This is a genomic window from Nocardia acidivorans NBRC 108247 (assembly GCF_001625085.1).
Classification (GTDB): Bacteria; Actinomycetota; Actinomycetes; order Mycobacteriales; family Mycobacteriaceae; genus Nocardia; species Nocardia acidivorans.
In genome coordinates, this window is the sequence record NZ_BDAW01000014.1 from 17,903 (window position 1) to 35,907 (window position 18,005).

The 18,005-nt window shown below is 66.6% G+C and carries 16 protein-coding genes and 1 tRNA gene; 5 read left to right on the forward strand and 12 right to left on the reverse strand.

Features of this window, described 5'->3' with window-relative positions; all coding sequences use genetic code 11:
• Positions 1–49 precede the first annotated feature (49 nt).
• Both NA10_RS08295 and NA10_RS08300 read right to left on the reverse strand, forming a co-directional pair.
• On the reverse strand, positions 50–526 hold the full coding sequence (locus tag NA10_RS08295; protein WP_067565513.1) for an Lrp/AsnC family transcriptional regulator: 477 nt from the start codon (positions 524–526) through the stop codon (positions 50–52).
• A gap of 99 nt (positions 527–625) precedes the next feature.
• A complete protein-coding gene (locus tag NA10_RS08300) occupies positions 626–1,108 on the reverse strand; it encodes a DUF8020 domain-containing protein (RefSeq protein WP_245677096.1) in 483 nt (160 codons plus the stop codon).
• A gap of 226 nt (positions 1,109–1,334) precedes the next feature.
• Between NA10_RS08300 and NA10_RS08305 the strand changes: the two genes are divergently transcribed.
• Both NA10_RS08305 and NA10_RS08310 read left to right on the forward strand, forming a co-directional pair.
• Positions 1,335–2,069, forward strand: a complete 735-nt coding sequence (locus NA10_RS08305; RefSeq protein WP_067565517.1) for a GNAT family N-acetyltransferase — start codon at positions 1,335–1,337, stop codon at positions 2,067–2,069.
• 192 nt (positions 2,070–2,261) lie between these two features.
• The gene (locus NA10_RS08310; protein ID WP_067565519.1) at positions 2,262–3,107 is read left to right on the forward strand and encodes a cyclase family protein; all 846 of its coding nucleotides are present in this window, start codon (positions 2,262–2,264) and stop codon (positions 3,105–3,107) included.
• 1 nt (position 3,108) lies between these two features.
• Here NA10_RS08310 and NA10_RS08315 read toward each other — a convergent pair whose 3' ends face one another.
• From NA10_RS08315 to orn, 3 genes are all read right to left on the reverse strand, one after another.
• A complete protein-coding gene (locus NA10_RS08315; RefSeq protein WP_084514431.1) occupies positions 3,109–4,680 on the reverse strand; it encodes an FAD-binding oxidoreductase in 1,572 nt (523 codons plus the stop codon).
• A 73-nt stretch (positions 4,681–4,753) separates the two neighbouring features.
• A tRNA-His gene (locus tag NA10_RS08320) sits at positions 4,754–4,826 on the reverse strand.
• 67 nt (positions 4,827–4,893) lie between these two features.
• A complete protein-coding gene (orn, locus tag NA10_RS08325; RefSeq protein WP_067565521.1) occupies positions 4,894–5,514 on the reverse strand; it encodes an oligoribonuclease in 621 nt (206 codons plus the stop codon).
• A 179-nt stretch (positions 5,515–5,693) separates the two neighbouring features.
• Here orn and NA10_RS08330 point away from each other — a divergent pair, with 179 nt between their 5' ends.
• Complete coding sequence (locus NA10_RS08330; protein WP_067565524.1) at positions 5,694–7,487, forward strand: helicase HerA-like domain-containing protein; 1,794 nt, start codon at positions 5,694–5,696, stop codon at positions 7,485–7,487.
• A gap of 5 nt (positions 7,488–7,492) precedes the next feature.
• On the opposite strand, the gene lysA is transcribed toward NA10_RS08330, so the two are convergent.
• From lysA to NA10_RS08360, 6 genes are all read right to left on the reverse strand, one after another.
• Positions 7,493–8,839 (reverse strand): diaminopimelate decarboxylase, encoded by a 1,347-nt coding sequence (gene lysA, locus NA10_RS08335; protein ID WP_067565526.1) that lies wholly within the window; start codon positions 8,837–8,839, stop codon positions 7,493–7,495.
• Between the two features lie 129 nt (positions 8,840–8,968).
• Positions 8,969–9,763, reverse strand: coding sequence for a mycolate reductase (gene cmrA, locus NA10_RS08340; RefSeq protein ID WP_067565529.1), 795 nt, complete (start codon positions 9,761–9,763; stop codon positions 8,969–8,971).
• Between the two features lie 96 nt (positions 9,764–9,859).
• A complete protein-coding gene (locus NA10_RS08345; protein ID WP_157556219.1) occupies positions 9,860–10,447 on the reverse strand; it encodes a VOC family protein in 588 nt (195 codons plus the stop codon).
• Complete coding sequence (locus tag NA10_RS08350; protein ID WP_067565536.1) at positions 10,447–12,474, reverse strand: NADPH-dependent 2,4-dienoyl-CoA reductase; 2,028 nt, start codon at positions 12,472–12,474, stop codon at positions 10,447–10,449. The genes NA10_RS08345 and NA10_RS08350 overlap by 1 nt, the downstream gene beginning before the upstream one ends.
• Positions 12,471–13,070: a PadR family transcriptional regulator gene (locus NA10_RS08355; RefSeq protein WP_067565539.1), complete on the reverse strand. Its 600-nt coding sequence runs from the start codon at positions 13,068–13,070 to the stop codon at positions 12,471–12,473. The genes NA10_RS08350 and NA10_RS08355 overlap by 4 nt, the downstream gene beginning before the upstream one ends.
• 143 nt (positions 13,071–13,213) lie before the next feature.
• Positions 13,214–14,641 (reverse strand): MFS transporter, encoded by a 1,428-nt coding sequence (locus tag NA10_RS08360; protein ID WP_067565542.1) that lies wholly within the window; start codon positions 14,639–14,641, stop codon positions 13,214–13,216.
• 347 nt (positions 14,642–14,988) lie between these two features.
• On the opposite strand from NA10_RS08360, the gene NA10_RS08365 reads away from it, so the two are divergent.
• Complete coding sequence (locus NA10_RS08365; protein ID WP_245677097.1) at positions 14,989–15,867, forward strand: helix-turn-helix transcriptional regulator; 879 nt, start codon at positions 14,989–14,991, stop codon at positions 15,865–15,867.
• Positions 15,868–15,922: 55 nt separating this feature from the next.
• The gene (locus NA10_RS08370; protein ID WP_067565548.1) at positions 15,923–17,251 is read left to right on the forward strand and encodes an MFS transporter; all 1,329 of its coding nucleotides are present in this window, start codon (positions 15,923–15,925) and stop codon (positions 17,249–17,251) included.
• A gap of 1 nt (position 17,252) precedes the next feature.
• Here NA10_RS08370 and NA10_RS08375 read toward each other — a convergent pair whose 3' ends face one another.
• The gene (locus NA10_RS08375) at positions 17,253–17,891 is read right to left on the reverse strand and encodes a TetR family transcriptional regulator (protein ID WP_067565551.1); all 639 of its coding nucleotides are present in this window, start codon (positions 17,889–17,891) and stop codon (positions 17,253–17,255) included.
• Positions 17,892–18,005 lie beyond the last annotated feature (114 nt).

Genomic DNA, 18,005 nt, shown 5'->3' on the forward strand with positions numbered 1-18,005 from the left:
CTCCGGGCGGTGCGGCATTCTGCTCGAGGAATACGAGACCCGGGTCACATCAGGCAGGGTCGGTCAGATGTTCGACCAGCGGGAGTGAGCGGTATTCGATCGGGGTGGCCAGGGCCAGCATGGTTTCGGTGTGCCGGACCCCGTGGATGGCGTGCACCCGCTGGATGATGCCGAGCAGATCCTGCTGGGACTGCGCCGCGATCCGCACCAGCAGATCCGAGCGCCCGGTGGTGGCGTGCACCTCGAGCACGTTCGGGAATTCGCGCAGCGCCTCGACAATCCCGTCGATCTTGTTCTGATCCAGTTCGACGCCCAGGAACGCGTGCACCGCGAACCCGATGGCCTGCAGATCCACCGCGGGCGGGTAGCCCCGCACCGCGCCCGAGGATTCCAGCCGTTTCATTCGCGCCTGCACGGTGTTCCGCGCGATCCGCAGGCGCTGCGCCAACTCCAGAATCGGGGCACGCGGATCGGCCGCCAATTCCTTCAGCAGCGCGGCGTCGAGCGCATCGATCTTGATGGTCATGCCGCATTTTCGCACAGCGTCCTGCCGACACCGACCCGAAAAACGGGGCCGCGCGGTGGGGTGGGCCGCGCGGCACCGATTCCGTTGCGGGCCGGGTGATTACGAGGCCGCGCCGATGAAACCTCCGATCGCAGCGCCGATGGCGCAGCCGACTATCGCGCCGACCAGGAAGAACCAGATGCCGATCACGATGCCGACCAGGCAACCGATCGCGGCGCCGGCGAGTATCGCGCCGCCGTCCCCGTCTACCTGATGGACGAAGGGCAGGTCCCCGCTGGTGGTCGCGGCGGCGGTGGGTCCGCCGACTGGGGTGAGGGTCAGTTCGGTGGCGCTGGCCAAAGTTGGGGTGACGGACAGGGATTGGCCCGTATCCACCCGCAGGGTTGTCGGAATGGATCCGACGACCATGCCGTCGTCCGCGACCACCTGAACCGCGTCCGGGGTCAGGACGAACCTGCCGGAGGCGAGGGTGACGAGGGCGTTGGAGTGATCGGCGGCGAGGGTTGTGGTGTAGCCGACCTGGCCGTCCACGCCGCTGACAGTGACATCGGCGAGACCGGCTTCCCCGTGTGCCGTCGCCATTGCGGTTACGGTGGCAGCGATCGAGAGAACCGCTGTAGCCACCATTTTCTTGATGAACATTGTTTTTCCATCCGTCCGGGTTTTCCTTTGCTGTTCCCCCGACGAACGGCACCGGATGTCTGTCGATTATGCGCTTGCGGAGGATTAACTGTCGATGGTTTTCCATACTTCGACCGCGTCAAGAATTGCGATCAGCTCGAGCCCGGGCGAAATACGATGCGCCCGGATGGAATTGAATGGTGGTGTGCAGATCACCAACGGGACATTCCTCGATGTCGATACCGCCGCGCATCCGCTCGACGACCCGGTACGGGCGTCACTGCGCGGGGTGCACGCCCGATTCGCCTCATGGGTGGGGCGAATCGGGCGCTATGACCCGGAGGTAGCCCGCTTCGTGGGACATCCGGCGGTGCTGGACGAGCAGGACTGGGCCGATCTGGCCACCACCCTCGGACCCGGCGGCGGTACCGCGCTGCGAGGTTTCGGCCATGAGCTGCCGCCCGGGTGGACCGAGCATCAGGTACTCGATTCGGTGCAGATGGACGGCTCCGGCCTGCGCGTGGAGCCCGATCCCGGACTCGAGGTGCTCACCCCGGCGGATGTACCCGAGATGCTGGCGCTCATCGCCCGCACCGAACCCGGGCCGTTCGCGCCCCGGACCATCGAAATGGGGACCTATCTGGGTCTGCGCGTGGACGGTCGCCTGGTGGCCATGGCGGGGGAGCGTATGCACCCGCCGGGCTGGACCGAGATCAGCGCCGTCTGCACCGATGCCGAATTCCGCGGGCGCGGCCTGGCTTCGCGCCTGGTGCGCGCGGTCGGCGCGGGTATCCGGGCGCGCGGTGAGATCCCGTTCCTGCACGCGGTCGCGCACAATACGACCGCCATCAGCCTCTACGAGACCTTGGGCTTCACACTTCGGCAGCGCGGCAGGCTGACCCTGGTGCAGGCACCGGGGTAGCTCCCCCGTCATCCGGCGCGTTTTCGGCCGGGACCCACCTAAGTCGTTGTAGCGCCGAATGTCTGGATCCCGAAAGCATGCCGGGATGACGGGTGTGCGCCCGGACATGAGATCCCGGACGTGAGATCCCGGTCATAAGGTCCCGGCTATAGGATGCGGCGGTCCAGTCCGGAGTGGGGGAGTTGCCGGTCGATGTGTTCGCCGAAAATCGTTCAGGTCGCTCATGAGTCGGCCGTAGCGTCGCCGGTGAGTCGGCGTGCTTGGCTGGGCGCGGCGGCGGGGGTGCTGGCCGCCGCGTCGGGAGCGATGGTGTCCGCCGGTTCGGGAATAGCTGTGGCGCAAGAGGTTCCGGGTGGGTCCGTGGTGGATCTCACACATACCTTGTCGGCGGGTTTGCCGGTGTGGCCGGGTAACCCGCCGTTTGCGATGGTGCCGGTGGCCTGGCATGACGCCGGCGGGTTCGGTCAGCACGCGCTGGCGTTCTGGGAGCATTCGGGGACCCATATCGACGCACCGCTGCATCGAGACCGCACGGGCGCATCCGTCGATCGGATTGCCGCGGCTGATCTGGTCGCACCCCTGGCGGTCATCGACATCTCTGCGCGCGCCGACGCCGATTCCGATGCGACGCTGACGGTTTCGGATATCGAGGGGTGGGAGGCCGCGCACGGGAGGATTCCGGCGCGCGCCTTCGTCGCCATGTATTCGGGCTGGGAACGGCGACTGGCCACGCCGGGCGCATTTCTGAACCTCGACGCCGAGGGGCGAACGCACGCACCGGGTTTCGCTCCGGCCGCCGCCGAATTCCTGGTGGCACAGCGCGATATCGTCGGCGCGGGCGTGGACACGCTCAGCCTGGATCGGTCCGCGAGCCGGGATTACGGTGCGCACACCGCGTTTCTCGGCGCGGGCCGCTACGGTGTCGAGATGCTGGCGAACCTGGACCGGCTGCCGCCGTCCGGCGCGCGCCTGATCGTCGGCGCACCCAAACACGCGGGCGGCACCGGCGGTCCCTGCCGGGTATTGGCGCTGACCTGAGTCAGCGTCCGATCGAAAGATCGTGCTGGAATACGGTGTTCGGATCCCACCGTGCCTTGATCGCGCACAGCCGGTCGTAGTTCGCCCCGTAGTAGAGCTCATGCCACGGCACGCCCGAGGTGTTCCACCGCGGATCGGCCGAATCCGGATCCGGATAGTTGATGTAGCTCCCGCCATTGGCGGCATCGGGCACCGGCACCCCGCCGGTCTCGGCGTACAGCTCGCGGAACCCCTCGCGCGCCCAGCCCACGAACCGTTCGTCATCGCCGGGCAGCCGCCAGGCGGCGTGAATCAGCATCTTCATGAACGAGTCCCGGGCGGGCACCGCCGTGGCATCCGCCGCGACCGCGTTCACCGCCCCGCCGAAAGGCAGGAATTCCAGCTGGGATTCGCCGAGGAAGCGGATATCGGCGAAGTAGCGGTAGAGGATTCGCAATTGCTCGGTCGAGTACGCCTTACGCAGGTAGGCGGACTTGGCTTTCACCCGGAAGCCGGGCATGCCCGCCGCGTAGTACGCGGTGGCGACGGTTTCGGCGTAACCGGCCCGCTGCAACGGCAATTGGAGTAGTGGCGCACCGACACCGGCGGTGATCGCCGCCACGAATTCGTCGAACAGCGCCTGCGCGTCCGGTCCGTCCGCATTGAGCAGTACCAGTATTTCGGAGTCCACAATGCCCGGTTTGACCATGAGCGGCGCGTACAGGGCGGTGAACGGATCGTCCGGTGCGCTGTGCTGTTCGAAGAAGGCGAGGTAGTTCCCGAGGAAGCGGACGAACGATTCCTCGTCCAGCAGCGGCAGGATGAGTCGCGTATTCAGCATGCTGCCCGGTGATTTCGGCAGCGCCCGTGCCGGATCGCCGCCGTCGGAGTCGGGCGAGCGCAGCAGATAGCGGCTCACCACACCGAAATTGCCGCCGCCACCGCCGGAATGCGCCCACAGCAGATCGGCATTCGGGCCGTCCTTGGTGGCGAGCACGGTCTCGGCCGCGCCGTCCTTGTCCACGGTGATGACCTCGACGCCGTACAGATGGTCGACCATCAACCCGAGTTGCCGTGAGAGCGGGCCGTATCCGCCGCCCACGATATGTCCGCCCGCGCCGACGCCCTTGCAGATTCCGGCCGGAACGGTGACGCCGAAGGCGCCGAGTCGCTCGTACAGCGTGCCCAGCGGAGTGCCGGCGTCGACGGAGAACGCGCGCCGGGTCTCATCCCAGTACACCGCGCTCATGCGATTCAGATCGATGATGGCCTGGGTGCGGTCGTTGTCGACGAAGTTCTCGAACCCGTGCCCGCCCGCCCGCACCGCGATGCGCAGGCCGTCGCGGACGGCGGCTTCGGCGGCGAGGCGAATTTCCTCGGTGCCGGTCGGCAGGTGGATCCGCTGCGGGCGCGCGGTGAAGCGGCGGTTGTAGCCGCGCTGGGTGAGCGTGGCGTAGGCGGGATCGGTGGCGGTCACGACCGTCGGCGCCTGGGCGCGTGCGGGCGCGATGCCCGGTGTGAACGGTATGGGCAGTGTGCTCGCGGCAGCCCCCGCCGCGGACGCGATCAGAAATCGGCGACGTGAAAACAGCACGATGAGTCCCCCGGGTCGTACGCAGATACAGGTCAGGCCCGAGGTAATGAAACCTCGGGCCTGACCTGCTGAGGGTGACCGACGGGACTCGAACCCGCGACAGCCAGGATCACAACCTGGTGCTCTACCAACTGAACTACGGTCACCATTGCCGGTGTGTTTCCGGCGCGGTAGATCGTATCGCGATCCGCCGCTGAGTACCTAATCGGCTGGTTACGCGGTATTTCCGGTCGGTTTTTCGCTCAGTTCGGCGGCGACGGCGGCAATCTCCGCGGTGGACGGGCCGGGCGGGGCGACGAAGGCGGTGCGCCGGTAGTACTGGAGTTCGCGGATGGACTCCTTGATATCGGCGAGCGCGCGATGGGCCAGACCCTTCTCCGGCTGGCCGAAGTAGATGCGCGGATACCAGCGCCGAGCCAGTTCCTTGATGGAGCTGACATCGATCATCCGGTAGTGCAGGTGCGCGTCCAGGGTGGGCATATCGCGGGCGATGAAACCGCGATCGGTGGCAATGGAGTTACCGGCCAGCGGCACCGTGCGCGGGGTCGGCACGTACTGCTTGATGTACTCCAGAATCTGCTGTTCGGCCTCGGCCATGGTGACGGTGGAGCGGCGCACCTCTTCGGTGAGCCCGGAGCGGGCGTGCATATCGGTGACCACCTTGGGCATGGCGGCCAACGCCTCGTCGTCGGCGTGAATGACGATATCCACACCGTCGCCGAGGATATTGAGATCACTGTCCGTCACGAGAGCGGCCACCTCGATCAGCTTGTCGCTGTCCAGGCGCAGGCCGGTCATCTCACAATCCATCCACACCACGTACTTATCGGTCACCGTGGTCAGAGTAGACGTTTGGTCGTTATCGGCTTTTACGCCCGGCCGCGTCGGGCCTGCTTTGCGTTTCGACCGGGCAGTATCGTGGCAACAGATCCGCATGCGTACAGAGCGGTCTTCTTGTTGGCAGCACATTTCCCGGAGCAGTCGGAGTTGGCAGAGCAGACGGAGGAAGCGCGATGACCACCCCGCAGGAGAAGGCAGCGGCGGCACGCAAGGCCGCGGAGGAGGCCGCGCGGATCGCGGCGGAGGCGGTAGCGGCGGCCGACGCCGCCGAGAAGGAAGCCGCGGAGCAGGAGGCGGCGGACAAGGCCACCGCGGATAAGGCCGCCGCGGCCAAGGTTGATGCGGCCGAGGCCGATGCGCCGTCTGCGGCGAAAACCGATGATGCCGCGAAACCCGCTGCGAGCGAAGCGGATTCGACCGGCAAGACCGGAGCCGCCGCCGATGAGGTAGCGGCGCAGCAGATCGCCGCCGGATACGCCTTCGAGGGACTGGCGCTGGAACTGGGCACCTGCATGGTCGACGGCATCGTGCATCCCGATGCGCGCGTGCGGATTCCGATGAAGACCATGAATCGGCACGGGCTCATCGCCGGCGCGACCGGTACCGGTAAGACCAAGACCGTGCAGGGCATCGCCGAGCAGCTGTCGGCGGCGGGTGTACCGGTCGTGGTGGCCGATATCAAGGGCGACCTCTCGGGTCTGGCGCAGCCCGGACAATCCAATGACAAATTGCTGGCGCGGGCGCGCGAGACCGGTTGCCCGGATTGGGAACCGCGCGGCTTCCCGGTCGAATTCGTCTCCCTCGGCACCGAGGGCATCGGGGTGCCGATTCGCGCCACCATCACCTTGTTCGGGCCGATTCTGCTGTCGAAGGTGCTGGGGCTCAACGAGACCCAGGAATCCACGCTCGGGCTGATCTTCCACTGGTCGGATCAGAACGGCTTCGCGCTGCTGGATCTGAAGGATTTGCGGGCGGTCATCCAATTCCTCACCAGCCCGGAGGGCAAGCAGGAGTTGAAGGGCATCGGCGGTGTCTCGGCGACAACCGCGGGCGTGATCCTGCGCGCGCTCATCAATCTCGAGGCCGAGGGCGGCGACACCTTCTTCGGTGAGCCGGAAATGGATCCGGCCGATCTCATGCGCACGGCCGGTGGCCTGGGTGTGATCACCCTGTTCGAGCTGGGCGCGCAGGCGTCGCGCCCGCAGATGTTCTCCACCTTCCTGATGTGGGTGCTGGCGGATCTGTTCCAGACGCTGCCCGAGATCGGCGATATGGACAAGCCCAAACTGGTCTTCATCTTCGATGAGGCGCATCTGCTCTTCACGGGAGCATCGAAGGCGTTCCTGCAACAGGTGGAGCAGACGGTGAAGCTCATCCGCTCCAAGGGCGTCGGCGTGTTCTTCTGCACCCAGCTGCCCACCGATATCCCCAATGCCGTGCTCTCGCAATTGGGTGCGCGAGTGCAGCATGCTTTGCGCGCGTTCACGCCGGAAGATCAAGCCGCGCTGACGAAGACCGTACGCACGTACCCCAAGACCACCACCTACGATCTCGAAAAGGCTTTGACCTCACTGGGTATCGGTGAGGCGGTGGTCACCGTGCTCTCGGAGAAGGGTGCGCCCACCCCGGTCGCCTGGGCGCGCATGCAGCCACCGCGCTCCCTCATGGACACCATCGGTGATGACGGAATCCGTTCGCGCGCACAGCAGTCCACGCTGTACAGCAAGTACGGCCAGACCATCGACCGCGAATCCGCCTATGAGATCCTGACCGAGAAGCTGGCCAAGGCGGCCGAGGAGGCTCCGGAACCTGCTCCGTCGCGCGGCGGCGCCAAGGCTCAGCCGGTGGACGAATCCATGGCCGAGAAGATCGTCAACAACACCGCGTTCAAGAGTTTCCTGCGCTCGGCCGCGACCGTGGCCGGTCGTGAGATCGGCCGCAGCATCTTCGGCACGCGCAAGCGCTAGCGGGTTCAGCGGCCGATATCGCGGCTCATCAGATCCTGAATCGTCTCGCGGCGCACCAGTTCCCGGGTGCCGCCCTCGCGCACGGCGATGATGGGCGGGCGGCCGACGCCGTTGTACGACGAGGACAGGCTGTGGTGGTAGGCCCCGGTACAGGGCACGGCGAGCACCTCGCCGGGGCGCAGGTCGGCGGGCAGGCGGACGTCGGTGGCGAGGATGTCACCGGCTTCGCAGTAGCGGCCCGCGATGGTGGCGGTCATATGTTCGCCGGTGGGGTGGCGATTGGCGACCACGACGTCGTAGCGGGCGCCGTAGAGGGTCACGCGCGGGTTGTCGCTCATTCCGCCGTCGACGGTCACGTAGGTGTGGCCGCCCTCGACATGTTTGATGGAGAGCACGCGGTAGAGGGTGATTCCGGCGCGCGCGACGACGGCCCGGCCCGGTTCGAGCGCGATCTCGGGGCGTGGGAAGGCATATCGCGCACACGCGGCGTCGAGTGCGTCCTCGATGATGTCGGCGAGTTCGGGCAGATTCATCTCCGCGTCGCCGGGCCGATAGGCGACCGCGTGCCCGCCGCCGAGGTCCAGAGTGGTCAGGGTGATGCCGTAACCGTCACGGATCCTTGCCATTTCGCCGATCATGCGGCGCACGGCCTCACCGTAGGGGAAGGTGTCGCAGATCTGCGAGCCGATATGGCAGTGCAGTCCGACGAATTCCAGATTGGGTTGGCGCACAATGCGTTCCACGGCCTCGTCGACCGCGTGACCGCCGATGGTGAACCCGAATTTCTGATCCGCGACCCCGGTGCGCACCGCCGGATGCCCGTGCACGTCCACATCGGGGCATACCCGCAGCAGCACCCGCTGCGGGGTGCTCGCCAGCGCGGACAGCAGGGTGATCTCGGTCAGCGAGTCGATGACCACCCGCCCGATACCGCAGTTGATCGCGGTCTCCAATTCGGCGAAGGGTTTTCCATTGCCGTGCAGCATTATTCGCCGCGGATCCACCCAGGAGGACAGGGCCACGGCGAGTTCCCCGGCCGAGCACACATCCAGGGACAGCCCCTCCTCGGTCACCCATTCGGCGACCGCGCGGGTGAGCAGTGCCTTGCTCGCGTAGAGCACCTCGGCGTCGGGGAAGTGACGCCGGTACTCCCGGCAGCGCGAGCGCACCTCACTCTCGTCCAGGACATAGGTGGGGGTGCCGTAGTGGTCGGCGATATCGGCCAGCGCGACTCCGCCGACGGTAATGCGACCGTCGGCGTCGTAGTGGGTTTCCCTGGGCCAGACCGAAGGGTCCAGGCGCGGGATCATGCCCCCGGACCGCAGCGACGGGAAGATGTCGAGCAGCGTCACGATGTCTCCGTTGTCCGTCCCCGCTATTCCGTATGCGGGGCCGAGTTCAGGACTACGCCGGATCGCGTAGCCGGGCCATCCCGGCTACGCGGCCTTTACGACCGGACGCTTGATCTTGACGGATTGCGGTCAGCTACCGAGCTTCTTGTACGCCGCACCCGCGACCAGCGAGGTGATCGAGCGCGGCCCGAACTGTCCGGCCAGGCTCATACCCTTGCTGATCAGGCCCGGAACCACGCGCATCTTATTGCGGGCCAGGGCGTCGATGGTGATCTTGGCGGTATGCGCGGCGGTGACCCAGATGAACTCCGGGATCTTGTTGCCGACCTCTTCCTGATCTGGATTGTCGGTGCGCACCGGACCGGGGGCCAGCAGCGTGACGTGTACGCCGTGCTCCTTCATCTCCCCGCGCAGCGATTCGGCCCAGGTGTTCGTGAACGCCTTGGAGGCGGCGTAGGTGGCATTGTTCGGGATCGGCATATTGCCCGCGGCGGAACCGGTCACCAGGATGCCGCCGCTGCCGCGCTTGATCATGTTCGGCAGCACCGCGAGGGTCAGATCGTGGACGGCGACGGCATTGAGCTCCATGATGTCCCGCTCATAGGCCAGGTCCAGCTTGGCCAGCGAGCCGAAGGTGGCGACACCGGCGTTATTGCACAGGATGGCGATATCGCGCCGGGCCAGCTCATCGGCCAGCGGTGCGCGCTGTTCGCGATTGGACAGATCGACCGCGCGCACCTCGGCGGTGACCCCGTATTTCTTGCTCAGCTTCTCCGCGAGTTCGCGCAGCAGGTCCTCCCGCCGCGCGACCAGGATCAGCGAGTATCCGCGAGAAGCAAGCTCCTCGGCGAGCGCGACCCCGATCCCCGACGAGGATCCGGTCACAACGGCACGATTATCAGCGGTAGGCGCAGGCAAGCTCACGAACGCAAACCCTACCCACTCCGCTGTCGGTGACGAGCATGTACTGACACCGGCGTCTTCTCGACGTTTACCCGTCCCAGTACATGCACCCTGACTTCAGGGGCGGGGTTTGGGTTCCATGAGGGCTATGCCCCAGTGGAGGTGGCCCTGCCGGACGGGGGCTATGCGGCCGCCTTGGACTGCGGGTCGGGGGTCGCCGATGGGGCCGCCCGCGGCGCGGACGGCGGCGACGGACGCGTCCAGGTCGGGGGTGAGGAAGGCTACGCCCGCCAGCGTCGGGGGCAGGCCCGAGCCGACCGCTTCGATGAACGCCTCGCCCACCCGGTAGAAGGCCATCTCCGGGCCCTCGGGACCGCGCGGGAAGAAGCGGCGACGCGGTGGAATGCCCAGTACCGCGGTCAGATTGGCCACGCCGTCATCCAGATTCGGCATCCAGTACACGACGTGATCGACAATCGTCACGCCGTTCGGATGTTCGACGCCCGCCGCCGAGCCCTCGGCGGCGTCCAGGTGCGGTACGCCGAGAATGGCCGGGGCGGCGTGGGTTTCGTCGAAGCCCCAGGCGGCCTCGCCGAGGGTGCAGGTGACCCGGCCGATCTGGATGGTGCCGTTGTCGACCGTGAAACCCAATGCCGCCCAGGCCTGCTCGTCTCCGGGTAGGCCCAGGCGGGTCAGCATCGGCATCAGAGGGCTGCCGCCAGGCGGGTGCCCTGGTTGATAGCACGCTTGGCATCGAGTTCGGCGGCCAGGTCGGCGCCACCGATGAGATGGGTCCGCACACCCGCGGACTTCAATGGCTCCTCCAAGTCGCGCACGGATTCCTGTCCGGCGCAGAGGATTACGTTATCGCATTCGATGACGGTGGGACGCTGACGCTTCTCGCCGAAGCTGATGTGCAGGCCCTTGTCGTCGATGCGTTCGTAGTTGACGCCGCCGATCTGTTCGACTCCCTTGGCCTTGACGGCGGCGCGGTGCACCCAGCCGGAGGTTTTGCCGAGGTCCTTGCCGAACGAAGAGGCCTTGCGCTGCAACAGGACCACCTCGCGGGCGGCGGGGGAGGGCTTGGGCGCGGTGAGGAAGCCGCGGGTGTTGGGATCGTCCGAGACGCCCCATTCTTCCTTCCACTCGTCGAGCTTGAGGCTGGGATGGCCTTCGACGGTGAGGAATTCGCTCACATCGAAGCCGATGCCGCCCGCGCCGATGACGGCGACCTTCTTGCCGACCGGCTTGCCCTCGCGGACGAGTTCGGCGTAGGTGAGCACCTTCGGGTGGTCGATTCCGGGGATATTCGGAATGCGCGGCTTCACACCGGTGGCGAGGATGACCTCGTCGTACCCGCCCGCGATCAGCTGGTCGGCCGCGGCGCGGGTATTGAGATGCACTCGGACGCCGGTGATTTCGAGCTGGCGGGTGAAATAGCGAACGGTCTCGCTGAACTCCTCCTTGCCGGGGATGCGGCGGGCGATGTCGAACTGCCCGCCGATCTTGTCGTCGGCTTCGAAGAGATCCACGTGGTGGCCACGCTGGGCCAGGCTCACCGCGGCGGAGAGTCCGGCGGGACCCGCGCCGACGACGGCGAACTTGCGGGTGCGCCGCGTGGGCAGCAGCTTCAGTTCGGTTTCGTGTCCGGCGCGCGGATTCAGCAGGCAGGACACGGTTTTCATCTGGAAGGCGTGATCCAGGCAGGCCTGATTGCAGGCGATGCAGGTATTGATCTCGTCGACCCGGGCCTCCTGCGCCTTGCGCGTCCACTCGGGATCGGCGAGCAGCGGTCGGGCCAGCGATACCAGGTGCGAATCGCCGCGGGTGAGAATCTCCTCGGCGGTCTCGGGCATATTGATGCGGTTCGACGCGCACACCGGAATGCTCACGATGTCCTTGACCTTGGCGGTCCACTCCACGAATGCCGCGCGCGGCACCGAGGTCACGATGGTGGGGACGCGGGCCTCGTGCCAGCCGATATCGGTATTGATGATGGTGGCCCCGGCGGCTTCCACATCCTGTGCGACGGCGGCGATCTCGTCCCAGGTCTGGCCGTTCTCCACGAAATCGGCCATGGACAAACGGAATACGATGATGAAGTCCGGACCCACCGCCTTGCGGACCCGGCGTACGATCTCACCGGCGATGCGGCGGCGGTTCTCCGAGGTGCCGCCCCACTTGTCCTTGCGCTTATTGGTGCGTGGCGCGAGGAACTGGTTGATGAAATACCCTTCACCACCCATGATTTCGACGCCATCGTATCCGGCGAACTTGGCCAGGGCGGCGCAGCGGGCGTAATCGTCGATGGTCTGCTCGACGCCCTTGCCCGAGAGCGCGCGCGGTCGCAGCGGATTGATCGGGGCCTTGATCGAGGAGGCCGAAACACTGCCGGGCATATAGGAATAGCGGCCCGCGTGCAGGATCTGCAGTGCGATCTTGCCGCCCTCGGCGTGCACCGCCTTGGTGATGACGCGGTGCCGGTACGCCTCGGTCTTATTGGTGAGCTTCGCGCCGAACGGCATCAGCCAGCCGGTGCGGTTGGGGGCGTAGCCGCCGGTGATGATAAGGCCCACACCGCCTTTGGCGCGCTCGGCGAAGTACGCCGCGAGCCGGTTGGTATGCCAGGCCCGATCCTCGAGACCGGTGTGCATGGAACCCATCACCACGCGATTGCGCAGGGTGGTGAATCCCAGGTCCAGGGGTTCGAACAGATGCGGATATGCGCTCATCGCCGAGTGCCTTTCGGGTCGGACGCCTGCGACCGGGCTGAGTCGGCAGGGCTGGCGGGCTGATCTTGATGCAGGGCGGCAAGTACTTCGTCGCACCAGTCGAGGAAGCCCTCCTCCACGCGGATGCCGCCGCGCAGCACGAGGTACTGGTGCAGGGTGCGGCCGGAGAGCTGGTCCGGCGCGGGGTAGTCCTTCTTCTCGAAGGCGCGGTACAGGTCCAGGCGGTGTGCGTGCTGATCGCGATGCCGCTGGAATTCGGCGGCCACGGCCGGGATGTCACCGAGCGAGGCGGCGCGCAGTTTCACGCCGAGTTCATTGCGCAGCGGACCCATATCGCCGGGTTCGGCGATCCATCGGGTGAGTTCCGCGCGGCCGGCATCGCTGACGGTGTAGACCTTCTTATCGGGGCGGCCCTCCTGCGCGACGGCCTCGGCGGTGACCCAGCCCTGTTCCTCCATGCGCTTGAGCACGCGGTAGATCTGCTGGTGGGTGGCATTCCAGAAGAATCCGATGGATTTGTCGAAGCGCCGCGCCAGGTCGTACCCCGAACTCGCGCGTTCGGTCAGCGATACCAGTAGCGCGTGTTCGAGGGCCATGCGGCCAGGGTAACTGAGACTCGACGTACTATGCAATTCAGTGCATAGGGGAGTCGTGAAGAGGGGCACCCGCGCGGGTACCCCTCTATGCACGTATCAGCCTGGTAATCCCTGTCGCCGAGCTCCCCGCGCGGCGGCCGGGCTCACCGCGCGGCGCGTGCCGCCAGGGCCGCGGCCCCCAGCACCGTCACCCCCTCCACTATCGCGGTGATGCCGACCGCGTGCGAGGCGGACAGGGTGCTGCTCCCGGCCAGGCTCAGGAAGACCGACCCGAAGCTGGCGATGCCGACCACGGTGCCCAACTGCACATTGGTGACCAGGATGCCGCTGGCGTCGGCGGCCAGCGCGACCGGGATCTTGCCGGTGGTGCGGGCCATGAGCGGGCTGAACGAGAGTCCGAAGCCGATGCCCATGATGCCGAATACGGTCAGCTCCAGCGGTCCGAAGTCCGCGCCGTCGCGCAGCAGCAGGCCCATGATCACCATGGTCACCGCGGCCAGCACCAGACCCGCGGGAATCATGATGGCGTGCAGGCGTTCCGGGACGCGCTGCCAGTTCAGGCTGGCCAGGGCGAAGGTGATGCCCATGGGCAGGAACAGTAGTCCGGCGTGCAGAGCGGTGTAGCCGAGCGTGCTCTGCAGATGGATGGCCATGACGAACAGCCAGCCGCCGAAGGTGGACATGACGGTGAAAAGCGTTGCGGCGGTGAGTAGCAGCCCGGGTGCCCGCAAGACCTGGTCGGCGAACAGTGGTGCCCCGCCCCGTCGATGCACCCAGCGCTCGACCCGCAGAAATCCCACGAATCCCACTGCGGCGGCGGTCAATGCGATCCACGTCCACACCGGCCAGTCCTGCTCGTGACCCAGGACCAGCGGCGCCACGAGCAGCAGTACCGCGGGGGTGAGCACCGCGAGCCCGGCCAGATCCAGCTTGCGTTCGGTGCGCACGGTGACCGGCAGGATCGACGGCGCGATGGCCAGCAGGGCCAATCCGATCGGCACATTCACCAGAAACACTCCACGCCAGGATGTTTCGGCCAGATCCGCGCTGACGATGAGTCCGCCGAGAATCTGCCCGACCACCATGCCGCCGGAGATGACGGCGGCGTAGGCCGAAAGTGCCCGCGCCCGTGTGGTTCCGGTGAAGGTACGCTGGATCAGTGTCATGACCTGCGGGATCATGGCCGCCGACCCGATGCCCTGCAGGAATCGGAAGATGATGAGCGTCGGGGTGTTCCACGCCAGCCCGCAGGCCAGTGAGGCGAGGGTGAACAGGGCGAGTCCGGTCAGGAACATGGTCCGCTGCCCGAACCGGTCGCCCAGGCGGGCGCCGGTCACCAGCAGTACGGCGTAGGAGATGACGTATCCGGAAACGATAAGCTGTAGCCCGGAACCCGTCGCGTGCAATGAGGTTCGCATGGCGGGAATGGCGACATTGACAATGGAAGCGTCGATGACGGCCATGAACTGCCCGAGCAGAATCACGGCGAGAATGGCGAAGGAACGGCGACCGGACCAGGCGACCGCCGGAGCCACCACCGTCGGTGGGGATTGGGTCAGGCTCTGTGTCATGGGATCGAGCCTGCGCCGCGGCCGAAATCTCTAACAGGAGTCTGCTTATACGGGTACTGCCACCACCTGGATACGGGTTCCGAATGCGGTCACTATGGAGGGGTGAACCCCGCAGCCAGGAATAACGCGACCACCACCGGTCATCCGGTGGGCGGTGATCCGGTCGAAGGGAGCGCGACCCCGCACGCGGATCCGTCGCACCGCGAGCCGCCCGGCTCGATCGCCTTCGGACCGGATGTCGGCGCGCGCTGGAGTGGGTTGTCCCGCCCCGCCGAATTGCTCTCCGGTGCATCGACTTCGGTCGCGCGTGCGGAGGGCGCGATCCCGGTGCGGCTGATGCGCGAGCCGTGCGCAAGACGCGGCGCGAGGAGTTGTCGGCGTTCCTGAAATCGCGACGCGCTCGGATCACGCCGCAGGAGGTGGGGCTGCCGGTGGGCGCGCGGCGGCGCACACCCGGGTTGCGGCGCGAGGAGGTCGCCCAGCTGTCGGGGGTGGGCGTCACCTGGTACACGTGGCTGGAGCAGGGGCGCGATATCAAGGTGAGCGTGCAGGTGCTGGACGCGATTTCGCGCACGCTGGGCCTGGACGGGGTGGAGCGCGCGCACCTGTACGCGCTGGCCGATGTGCCCGCGATTCCCGCATTGCACGTGGCCGAGCCGGTGGTGGAGGAGATACAGGTGATTCTGGATCATCTGTATCCGCTGCCCGCGGTGCTCTGCTCCGCGCGCTATGACGTGCTCGCCCACAATGACGCCTATGCCGCGCTGTTTCCCGGCTTCCTCGTCGGGAACAAGAATATTCTGCGGAAGGTGTTCCTCACGCCCGCGTGCTGTAATCCGTATACCGCGAACAAGGAGTACCTTGGGCGGATGGTCGGCTATCTGCGCGCCGCGTACGTCAAGAACCTGCACGACCCGCTCTGGGTGGCGTTCATCGAGCAAATGTGTTCCGACAGTGCCTTGTTCGCGGAATTGTGGGCGCGCAACGATGTGGGCTTCCCGGTGGGGCGCACCAGGGCGATTCGCAATCTGGTGACCAAGGATGTGGACATGATCATGACCAGTATGTCGCTGCCCTCCATCGTGGGCGCGTGGGTGCAGATCATGACACCGGCCGACGAGGACGGCTGGACCGCGCTGCGCGCACTGCTGGCCATGAGTGTGGAGGAGCGCGAGCGGCCCTGGCTGGAGCATTTCGCCGAATCGCATTCCGGTCCTCCGGCCTGAACGCGCCTTCGGCCGGAATCCACCGGCGCACGGGTGTTCCGCCTAAGCTGCGCGCATGGCTGAGGTTTCCGGGCGGGAGACGGTCGGGTCGGCTGCCGGGCGCGGGCCGGTGGTGGCCTGGGGACTGTGGGATTGGGGCGGGGCCGCGTTCAACGCGGTGATTCTGACCTTCGTCTTCTCGGTGTATCTGACCGACAAGGTGGGCGAGGATTTGCCCGGGGGAGTGTCGGCGAGCGCCTGGCTGGGGTGGGCGCTGGGTCTGGCCGGATTGGTGGTGGCCTTGACGGCCCCGGTGAGCGGGCAGTTCTTCGATGCCACCGCCAGGCGCAAGCTGTCCCTGGGCGTGCTCACCTCGATCACCGTAATACTCATGGCCGCAATGTTTTTCGTGCACAGGGACTACCACTACCTGTGGCTGGGCCTGGCGCTGCTCGGTATCGGCTCGGCGACTTTCGAGCTGTCGCATGTGCCGTACAACTCGATGCTGCGTCAGGTCTCCACACCCGCCACGCTCGGCCGGATCTCCGGATTCGGCTGGGCCATGGGCTATTTCGGCGGCATCATACTGCTGCTCATCGTGTATTTCGGCTTCATCTCCGGTAAGGGCGACTATCGCGGCCTGCTCGGCGTCCCCACCGACGACGGCCTCAATATCCGCCTGGTTGCCCTGGTGGCGGCGGTCTGGTTCGCCGCCTTCGCCATCCCGCTGTTTCTGTTCGTTCCCGAATTACCGCGCACCGATGCCGATCCCGGCGCGACCGCCCGCAAACTCACCGACGCCTATCGCATCCTGTGGCGCGATGTCCGCGAACTCTGGCGCGATGACCGCCGTGCCGTCGGCTTCCTCTTCGCCAGCGCCCTCTTTCGCGACGGTCTGGCCGGCGTCTTCACCTTCGGCGCGGTTTTGGCGGTCCGGGTCTACGGCATAGCCGACTCCGACGTCCTGCTCTTCGGCATAGCCGCGAATGTGGTTGCCGCCCTTGGTGCAATCACCGCGGGCCGCTTCGACGACCGCATCGGCCCCAAGCCCGTCATCGTGGTGTCACTGGCCTCGATGATCGTCTGCGGCGTGGCCCTGCTGGTGGTTTCCGGCCCCGTCATGTTCTGGATATTCGGCCTGCTGCTCACCGTATTCGTGGGCCCCGCACAGTCTTCCGCCCGCACCTTCCTGGTGCGGCTCACGAAACCCGGCCGCGAAGGCCAGATGTTCGGCCTCTACGCCACCACGGGCCGGGCGGTATCCTTCCTGGCCCCAATGCTTTTCGGCTTCTTCGTCTGGGCGTTCGGCTCCGAGCGCGCGGGCATCATCGGGATCGTGCTGGTCTTGGCGCTGGGTCTGGCCGCGCTTGTTCCGGTACGAGCGGACGATCTCCGGGGCCGCTGAGCTACTGCGGTTTGACGGCGTCCGGATCCCAGGCGCCCATGCCGAGTGTGATGAGGCGTACGTGCAGGACGGTTCGGTCGACGATGCGCGGGCGTTCGCGGGGGAGGGCGACCACGTAGTCGGCGATTCGGTCGGCGACGGTGGCGACTATCAGGTCCGCGGCCAGTTCGAGGTCTTCGGGGGACCAGTGGTCCAGGGGGCGGACGCGGGACAGGTCCACCACCAGTTCGCGGACGATGAGTTGCATTTCCACGGCGATGGCGCCGCGCAGGGCTGCCGAGCCGCCGTGGCGTTCGCGGATCAGGAATCCCCACAGATCGGTTTTGCTGTCGACCTGTTCGAAGACGAAGCGGACGGTGTCGGCGAGGCGGGCGTCGGGGGTGCGGCGCATTTCGCGCAGGGCCAGCCGGAGCTGCCGGACGCCCGCCTCGACCAGGCTGGTGCCGAGTTCGTCGAGTGAGGTGAAATGCCGGTAGAAAGCGGTCGGGACGATCCCCGCCGAGCGGGCGATCTCACGCAGGCTCAGGGCTGCGAAGCCGCGATCGGCGGCCAGGGCGAGGGTGCCGTCCAATAGTGCGGCGCGGGTGCGTTCTTTGCGCTCGACTCTGGTTGCTGCCTGCTCGCTCACGTCGATGAGCATACATTCGTTCACATTCGTTCCATTCGCGAGATGTCGTGTGGGTCACACGAACTGCCGGTTGAACTCGATGGCCTCCACCCGGCACACTAGTTCAGTGTACAGATGTGCACCGAA

Coding starts and splice junctions, on each gene's coding strand:
- NA10_RS08295 (WP_067565513.1), bottom strand. CDS start 526: ATGACCATCAAGATCGATGCGCTCGACGCCGCGCTGCTGAAGGAATTG.
- NA10_RS08300 (WP_245677096.1), bottom strand. CDS start 1,108: ATGGCGACGGCACACGGGGAAGCCGGTCTCGCCGATGTCACTGTCAGC.
- NA10_RS08370 (WP_067565548.1), top strand. CDS start 15,923: ATGGCTGAGGTTTCCGGGCGGGAGACGGTCGGGTCGGCTGCCGGGCGC.
- NA10_RS08305 (WP_067565517.1), top strand. CDS start 1,335: ATGGAATTGAATGGTGGTGTGCAGATCACCAACGGGACATTCCTCGAT.
- NA10_RS08350 (WP_067565536.1), bottom strand. CDS start 12,474: ATGAGCGCATATCCGCATCTGTTCGAACCCCTGGACCTGGGATTCACC.
- NA10_RS08345 (WP_157556219.1), bottom strand. CDS start 10,447: ATGCCGATGCTGACCCGCCTGGGCCTACCCGGAGACGAGCAGGCCTGG.
- NA10_RS08355 (WP_067565539.1), bottom strand. CDS start 13,070: ATGGCCCTCGAACACGCGCTACTGGTATCGCTGACCGAACGCGCGAGT.
- NA10_RS08360 (WP_067565542.1), bottom strand. CDS start 14,641: ATGACACAGAGCCTGACCCAATCCCCACCGACGGTGGTGGCTCCGGCG.
- NA10_RS08330 (WP_067565524.1), top strand. CDS start 5,694: ATGACCACCCCGCAGGAGAAGGCAGCGGCGGCACGCAAGGCCGCGGAG.
- NA10_RS08375 (WP_067565551.1), bottom strand. CDS start 17,891: ATGCTCATCGACGTGAGCGAGCAGGCAGCAACCAGAGTCGAGCGCAAA.
- NA10_RS08310 (WP_067565519.1), top strand. CDS start 2,262: ATGTGTTCGCCGAAAATCGTTCAGGTCGCTCATGAGTCGGCCGTAGCG.